The sequence below is a fragment of the Rhizobacter sp. P2_H2 genome (assembly GCF_056403375.1).
The window spans coordinates 1-7,232 of the sequence record NZ_JBFUFP010000191.1; the positions used below are offsets into that span (position 1 = coordinate 1).

A 7,232-nucleotide genomic window follows, 5' to 3' on the forward strand; every position below is an offset into this window, starting at 1 on the left:
GCCTTGCGGTAGCCCTCGGTGCCGTCGGGCGTCAGCTGCCAGCCCTGCAGGCCGGCGGCCAGTTGCTGCAGGTCGCGGTCCTTCAGGTCGGCCACCGGGCGATCCGACAAGCCCGGGCGGGCCTGCAGCCAGGCCGAGGCCAGCCGGGCCGGCAGCAGCGTCGCCAGCTCGTTGCCCAGCTGCTTGCGCGAGCCGGCCTTGGCGTGCAGGAATTCCGCGGCCAGGTCGCGGTCGGGCGCCAGGTCGAGCTGCAGCGGCGTGCCGGGCTTCCAGAAGCTCGAGATCTGCAGCACGCCCGGCCCGCTGAGCCCGCGGTGCGTGAACAGCAGGTCCTCGACGAAACGGGCCCATGCCTTGCCGGCGCCGGTGCTGATCGCCACCGGCAGCGAGAGCCCGGCCAGCTCGACGAACGGCGCCCACTCGGCCGCCGCGAAGGTCAGCGGCACCAGCGCCGGCCGGGTGTCGACCAGCTTGTGGCCGAACTGCTTSGCGATGCGGTAGCCGAAATCGGTSGCGCCRATCTTCGGGATCGACAGSCCGCCGGTSGCGATGACGACCCGCCGGCAGCGCACCGGGCCGCGCGCCGTATCGAGCTCGAAGCGCTCCGGCTCGCCGCGCACCGCCGCCACGCTGCACGGCTGCCAGCGCGTCACGCCGCCTTGTTCGCATTCGCGCAGCAGCATGCCGATGATGTCTTCGGCCGATTCGTCGCAGAACAGCTGGCCCTTGTGCTTCTCGTGCCACGCGATGCGGTGGCGCTGCACCAGGCCGATGAAATCCTGCGGCGTGTAGCGGGCCAGCGCCGAGCGGCAGAAATTCGGGTTCTCCGACAGGAAGTTGGCCGGCCCGGCATCGCGGTTCGTGAAATTGCAGCGCCCGCCGCCGGAGATGCGGATCTTCTCGGCCAGCTTCTCGGCATGGTCGATCAGCAGCACGCGGGCGCCGCGCTGGCCGGCGATCCCCGCGCAGAACAAGCCGGCCGCGCCTGCGCCGATCACCACCACGTCGTACGAATGCATCGCCGGATTATCCCGGCAGCGCAATCTGTGACAGGTCGGGTCACGGGCCCTTCCTAGAATCAGCCGCTTTCCGACCTCACGCAACCGATTGCTCCCCACCGATGACACCTGATCCGATCGCCGTGGCGCGCGCCACCTGGGCCGTGCGCCTGCAGTTCTTCGTCGCCGGCGTGCTGTTCGCGAGCTTCGGCGTGCACGTGCCGACGATCAAGCAGCACTACGCGCTCGGCGAGCAGGCGCTCGCGATCGCGATGCTGGCCGCCGGCGTCGGTGCGGTCGCGACGCTGACGCAGGCGGGCCGCTGGGTGGGGCGGCTGGGGGCGCGGCGGGCGGCGCTGCTGTCGGGCGGCGCGACCGCGCTGTGCCTGGCGTTGCTGCTGTCGTCGCACGCCTATGCGGGCCTGGTGGCGGTGATGGTGGTGTTCGGCGTCGGCACCAGCCTGTTCGACGTGTCGATCAACGCGGCGGCCGGCGAGCTGGAGCAGCGTGCCGGGCGCAGCCTGATGAGCGGCTTCCACGGCATGTTCAGCCTGGGTGGCATGGTCGGCGCGGGGCTGGGCAGCGTGCTGCTGTCGCACGAGGTCGGCGGCGCGACGCACCTGGTGGCGATGGCGGTGCTGGGCGCGGCGGCGATCGGCGCGGCCGGGGCGGTGATGCTGCGCACGATCGCCGGGTCGGACGACAAGGGCGGCTTCGAGCTGCCGCGCGGGCTGCTGGCGCTGCTGGGCGTGCTGGGGGCGCTGGGCCTGATCGCCGAGGGCGCGATGTACGACTGGAGCGTGCTGTACATGAAGCAGGAACTCGCCAGCGGGGCGAGCTTCGCCGCGCTGGCCTACGCGAGCTTCAGCGCCGCGATGGCGGCGGCGCGTTTCGCCGGCGACTGGGTGCGCGAGCGGGTGTCGCCGGCCGTGCTGATGAGCGGCAGCGCGGCGCTGGCCGCGGCCGCGATGGCGGCGGTGCTGCTGATCGGGCACCCGGTGGTGGCGCTGGTCGGCTTCGCGCTGGTGGGCCTGGGCTTCGCGAACGTGGTGCCGGTGCTGTTCAGCGCCGCGGCGAAGGTGGATGCGAACCCGGCGCACGGCATCGCGGTGGTCGCGTCGGTCGGCTACCTGGGGATGATGGCCGGGCCGCCGCTGATCGGAATCATCGCGGAGCACGCATCGCTGACGCTCGGTCTCGCGACGGTGTCGCTGTTCGCAGGRATCCTCGCGGCGGCAGCGCCGCGGGCGTTGAGGCTTGCGGCGGCTTGATCAGCCTTTCCAGACGAACGGAAATTTCAGCTGCTTGAAGAACCCGTTCGGCACATAGTCGCCGACCACCCCGTACTGATCCGGCCATTTGCGATCCGCCTTCACCGCGGTGCCGAACAGGTAGTCGAGGAACGCGAAGTGCGCCGCGTAGTTCTTGTCGATCGCCTCGTCGTCCTGCGAGTGGTGCCAGTGGTGGAAGTTCGGCGTCACGATCAGGTAGCGCAGCGGGCCGAGCCGCACGCTGACGTTGGCATGGTTGAACACCGCCTGGAAGCCGACCACGACGATGTACGCATCGATCACTTCCTTGCTGAAGCCCAGCACGTAGATCGGCGCCAGCACCAGCGTGCGCGTGATCAGCAGCTCGAGGATGTGCTGGCGCGAGCCGGCCAGCCAGTCCATGCTCTTCACGCTGTGGTGCACCGCATGCAGGCGCCACAGCAGCGGCACCTCGTGGTACGCGCGGTGCGTCCAGTACTGCACCAGGTCGGCCACCAGCACGATCAGGAACAGCGCGACCCAGAAGTTCAGGTTCGCGACCCAGCCCCGCACGCCGTCGTTGGCGGCCCAGCCGAAGAACTTGTGCACCAGCAGGTTGGTCGCCAGCAGGATGAAGCCCACCACCATGTGGTTCACGATGAAGTGATGGAAGTCGGTCTGCCACTCGGCGCGGAACACCGGTTGCTCGCGGCGCAGCGCGAACAGCTTCTCGATGAACACGAAGATCAGCGTCGAGCCCAGCAGGTCGAGGATGAACCAGTCGAGGCCGATGTACGGCGTGTTGTCGGCGAAGTCGTTGACCGGCACCTTGTGCCCGCCCCAGGCGAGCGTGGCCGCCACCAGCACGAATGACGCGAAGGCCAGCCAGCGCGAGCGCCCGCGGATGATGTTGAACAGCGACAGCGAGCCGGCGATCACCAGTGCCACCAGCATCACCTGCCGGATCACCGCCACGTCGTACGACTGGCGCAGCTGCGGCGTCGTCAGGTACTGCGGGAAGTGGAACGCGATCACGCCCAGGAAGCACAGGATGGACAGCCCCAGCGCGATCACGCCGGTCACCATGCCGTGGCCGCGCTCCAGCGGGCCGTGCGAAGCCGTCAGGCGGTTCAGCTTGTCGATCTTGAGCATCAGGTCCTCACTCCACCAGCATCTTGTGGCCGGGGATTATGCGGCGACGCCCCGCGCTTCAGGCGACCCGGACAACCCCCATTTGGAGGGATTCGCGCACGTTGCCCGGCAGATCGTCACGCGCCTGCAGCCCGCGCAACACTTCGCCGACCAGGATGATCGCCGGGCTGCCGAGCTGCTCGCGCTCGATCAGCCCGCACAGGTCGCCGAGCGTGCCGACAGCATGCCGCTGTTGCGGCTGGCTCGCATGCTGCACGACGGCCACCGGCGTGTGCGCCGGCAGCGCCTGCAGCAGGCCCGATTGCAGCGTGGCCGCCTGCGCCACGCCCATGTAGATCACGAGTGTCAGCCCCTGCGCGGCCGCGGCGGCGAGCGTCGGCCAGTCGGGAGAGGCGCCCGATTCCTTCGCGTGGCCGGTCACCAGGATGACGCCGTGCGCATGGTCGCGGTGCGTCAGCGGCACGTCGAGCGAGGTCGCCGCGGCCAGGCCCGAGGTGATGCCGTTGACCACCGACACCTCGATGCCCAGCGCGCGCAGGTGCTGCATTTCCTCGCCGCCGCGGCCGAACACGAACGGGTCGCCGCCCTTCAGACGCACCACGCGCTCGCCCTTCAGTGCCTCGGCGGCCATCAGCTTCTCGATGAAGGCCTGCGGCGTGCTCGCGCAGCCGCCGCGCTTGCCGACATGAATGACGCGCGCCGAACGGCGTGCGTAGCGCAGCACGCCGTCGCCGACCAGGTCGTCGACCAGCAGCACGCTGGCGGCGCGGATCGCGCGGATCGCCTTGACCGTCAGCAGCTCCGGGTCACCGGGGCCGGCCCCCACCAGCGTCACATGACCCAGCGTCACCCGGCCGGGTTGCACAGGAACCGTCATGCCGTCTTCTCCTTCGGATGCGCCCGCTCCAGCGCCGCGAGGCTGTCGAGCAGGCAGGCCACCTGCTGCGTCAGCGGCGCGGGCGCCGGCTTCTCGCCGCTGATGACCGATTGGATGTACATCGCGGTGGTGGCCGCATCGCAGGTGCGCGGCAGCACCGGCAGTTCACGCAGCACGCCGTCGTGGGCCGACAGCGACAGCTCGCTGCGCGGCTGGCCGTCGATGAAGACGTCCAGGCGCGGCAGCCGGCGCGGGTCGGCGACCGGTTCGCCCTCGGTGCCGCGCATCAGCAGCGCGTTCGCGGTGGTGCGCTGCAGGAAGTCGGTCAGCATCGCGCCGTACTCCGGGTGCGTGTAGTTGACGACGCGCAGCGCCTGGCCGGCCGCGCACGGGTCGAGCAGCTTCGCGACGGTGTGGCCGGAGTTGCGCAGGCCGATGGTCCAGCGCGCGTCGAGCAGGCGGGCGAGCGGCGGGCACAGCGCATCGGTGCGCATGAACACCGGCTCGCGGCGGCGCCAGGCCTGGGCCACGTCGTCGGCGCTGCGCGCGAGCGGCAGCCCGAGCACCTGGAAGATGTCGGCGGTGGTGACGCGGCCCGGATCCTCGGGCATGCCGTGCACCAGCACGGGCACGCCTTCCTGCGCGAGCATCAGCGCGAGCAGCGGGGTCAGGTTGGGCAGCTTGCGCGCGCCGTTGTACGAGGGCAGCACCACCAGGGTGCGATCGCAGGTGATCGGCAGGCAGCGCGCCGAGGCCGCCTGCAGGAAGCCGGCCAGCTCGTCGACCGATTCGCCCTTGATGCGCATCGCCATCGCGAAGGCGCCGAGTTCGAGGTCGCTGACCTGGCCGTCCAGGACCTGGCCCATCAGGTCGAGCGCCTGCTCGCGTGACAGCGAGCGGGCGCCTTCCTTGCCGCGACCGATTTCCTTGATGTAGTTCGTGATGCTCATGGGCTCTCCCAGAGCGAGTTTCGCAAGTACCGGGCCAATGCGACGACGATTTGATGAGGCATGTATTAAGAAAGGGCTCAGGGGCCGAGCAAGGCGTTCTTCAGCGGTTCGCGCCAGTCGCGTGCCGCGGGGTCGTAGACGCCGAAGCCCGATGCCAGTTCCCAATATGCCCAGCTGAAGCCGCGGCGCTCGGCCTCGTCGCGCATGCGGCGCGTGTAGGTCACGCGGGAGTCCATCCCGGCCTTGCCGTAGGCGCCGAATTCGCCGAGGTAGATGGGGTAGCGGTGGCGCAGCGACCACGCGAGCGCGGTGTCGAGCGGGCCGCGCATCTGCGCGAGCTGCGCAGCGTCGCAGCAGGGCGTGCCCAGCCAGGCCGCGGCACCGCTGGCCCATTCGGCGCCCTGGTGCGTGAAGTGGAACGGCTCGTAGTGGTGCACCGTGACGATCAGGTTCGCGTCATTCGGCAGCACCAGGCTCGCGAGCGCATTCGCGCTGTTCCATTGCGTCGGGCCGATGATCACGATGCGCGTCGGGTTGCTGCGGCGCACCACCTGCAGCCCGCGCGCGGCGAGGTCGTTCCAGCGGGTGGTCTGCGCGCCGTGCGGCTCGTTGTAGAGCTCGAACACCAGCTTGGGGCCTCGCGTGCTGTAGTGCTGGGCGATCTGTTTCCACATGTTCAGGAAACGCAGCGCATGCAGGCCGTCGGCCACCCGGGCTTCGCTGCCATCGAGCGCATCGCCGTCGAGCTGGCGGTAGTGGTGCATGTTCAGCACGACGATGAAGCCCTTGTCGAGCAGCGCATCGACCGCTTCGTCGACGCGCTTGAAGAATTCGGGGTCGATGCGCGCCTCGCCGTCGGCCGACGCATGGTTGCTCCAGCGCACCGGCAGCCGGGCGTTCGTGAAGCCGGCCTCGGCGGCTTTCGCGACCAGTGTCGCGTCGAAGCGCAGGCCCCAGGCGCCTTCGGTGGGGGCGTCGAAGATGTTGCCGAAGTTGACGCCGCGCCCCATTGCACGGGCGGTCTCGATGGCCGGGGTCGAGGCGCCCGGTGCCGCGCCGGCGGGCATCGGCGGGTAGTCGGCGAGCGAGGCTGGCGCGCTGGCGCAGGCGGCGAGCAGGCTGCAGGCGCAGGCCAGCAGCAGGGCTGCGCGCTTCAGGATCGTCATGCTGTCTGTCTCCATCGTTGTTGTTCGATGGCGATTCTAGAGAGATGACCACCCCTCGGCCGCCGGGTACGGCGACCGATCCCCCGAGGGGATGCGGGCCGGCTTGGGACGGCCCGGCGCTCGGCCCGCTAGGTCGCATGAACCGGCTGCAACTTGGCGCGAACCATGCGTTTCAACGCGGGGATGCACGAACCGCAGTTGGTGCCGCATTTCAGCGCGCCCTGCAGTTGCGCGAGCTGCGCGTCGGCCGGGCCGCTGCAGCGTTCGAGCTGCGCGAGGACGGCCGGCTCGCCGACGTTGAAGCAGGTGCAGACCTGCTTGCCGCTGGCCGGCACCGCGACCGGCGCGCGTGCGCCGGGGCTCAGCAGCAGGCGGCCGTAGGCCTGGGCCGGCAGTTCGTCCTGCAGCAGCGGCTTGATCCAGACCTCGGCGCTGATGTCGCCGGCGAGCAGGAAGCCTTCGAGGCGGGCCTCATCGGTGCCATGGCGCGCGAGCCGCATCGCGCGGCGCTGGCCGCGGCGCTTGTCGGCGTAGTGCAGCACCTCGGGCGCGGCCAGGCCGAGCAGGGCCTCGATGCGCTCCAGCACGGCATCGGGCACCGGCTCGTAGGCCGCGGCGCGGAACAGCACGCCGCTGCGCTCGCGGCCGAACGGCACGCAGCTCGCGAACGCGAAACCGTCCATCAGCGGCTTCAGCGCCTCGCGCACGCGCAGCGCTTCGTCTTCCGGCAGCCAGGCCACGCCGAGCAGGCGCCACGGCAGTTCGGCCTTCAGCACCTTGATGGCGGCGTGCTTCAGCTCGGGTTGCTTGAAGCGCGGGCAGAAGGCCGAGGTCGTCAG

At 70.4% G+C, this 7,232-nt stretch carries 7 protein-coding genes; 1 reads left to right on the plus strand and 6 read right to left on the minus strand.

Annotation, left to right across the window (positions count from 1 at the left end; translation table 11 throughout):
• Positions 1–1,019 (minus strand): BaiN/RdsA family NAD(P)/FAD-dependent oxidoreductase (locus AC1D15_RS12775; protein WP_477826265.1); only part of this gene is annotated, 1,019 nt, incomplete at its 3' end.
• A 101-nt stretch (positions 1,020–1,120) separates the two neighbouring features.
• On the opposite strand from AC1D15_RS12775, the gene AC1D15_RS12780 reads away from it, so the two are divergent.
• Complete coding sequence (locus AC1D15_RS12780) at positions 1,121–2,269, plus strand: MFS transporter (RefSeq protein ID WP_477826266.1); 1,149 nt, start codon at positions 1,121–1,123, stop codon at positions 2,267–2,269.
• Here the strand turns inward: AC1D15_RS12780 and AC1D15_RS12785 are convergent, their stop codons facing one another.
• From AC1D15_RS12785 to AC1D15_RS12805, 5 genes are all read right to left on the minus strand, one after another.
• A complete protein-coding gene (locus tag AC1D15_RS12785) occupies positions 2,270–3,400 on the minus strand; it encodes a sterol desaturase family protein (RefSeq protein ID WP_047503020.1) in 1,131 nt (376 codons plus the stop codon).
• 58 nt (positions 3,401–3,458) lie between these two features.
• The gene (gene cobA / locus AC1D15_RS12790; RefSeq protein ID WP_477826267.1) at positions 3,459–4,277 is read right to left on the minus strand and encodes a uroporphyrinogen-III C-methyltransferase; all 819 of its coding nucleotides are present in this window, start codon (positions 4,275–4,277) and stop codon (positions 3,459–3,461) included.
• Positions 4,274–5,227, minus strand: a complete 954-nt coding sequence (ybiB, locus tag AC1D15_RS12795; RefSeq protein WP_477826268.1) for a DNA-binding protein YbiB — start codon at positions 5,225–5,227, stop codon at positions 4,274–4,276. The genes cobA and ybiB overlap by 4 nt, the downstream gene beginning before the upstream one ends.
• Positions 5,228–5,304: 77 nt before the next feature.
• Positions 5,305–6,393 carry a glycoside hydrolase family 5 protein gene (locus tag AC1D15_RS12800; protein WP_477826269.1) on the minus strand — a complete coding sequence of 363 codons (1,089 nt, stop codon included), beginning with the start codon at positions 6,391–6,393 and terminating at the stop codon, positions 5,305–5,307.
• Positions 6,394–6,521: 128 nt separating this feature from the next.
• Positions 6,522–7,232 (minus strand): (2Fe-2S)-binding protein (locus tag AC1D15_RS12805; protein WP_477826270.1); only part of this gene is annotated, 711 nt, incomplete at its 5' end.

What these genes read in the sequence shown, in the direction of transcription:
- cobA (WP_477826267.1), bottom strand. Translation starts at nt 4,277, where the DNA reads ATGACGGTTCCTGTGCAACCCGGCCGGGTGACGCTGGGTCATGTGACG.
- AC1D15_RS12785 (WP_047503020.1), bottom strand. Translation starts at nt 3,400, where the DNA reads ATGCTCAAGATCGACAAGCTGAACCGCCTGACGGCTTCGCACGGCCCG.
- AC1D15_RS12800 (WP_477826269.1), bottom strand. Translation starts at nt 6,393, where the DNA reads ATGACGATCCTGAAGCGCGCAGCCCTGCTGCTGGCCTGCGCCTGCAGC.
- ybiB (WP_477826268.1), bottom strand. Translation starts at nt 5,227, where the DNA reads ATGAGCATCACGAACTACATCAAGGAAATCGGTCGCGGCAAGGAAGGC.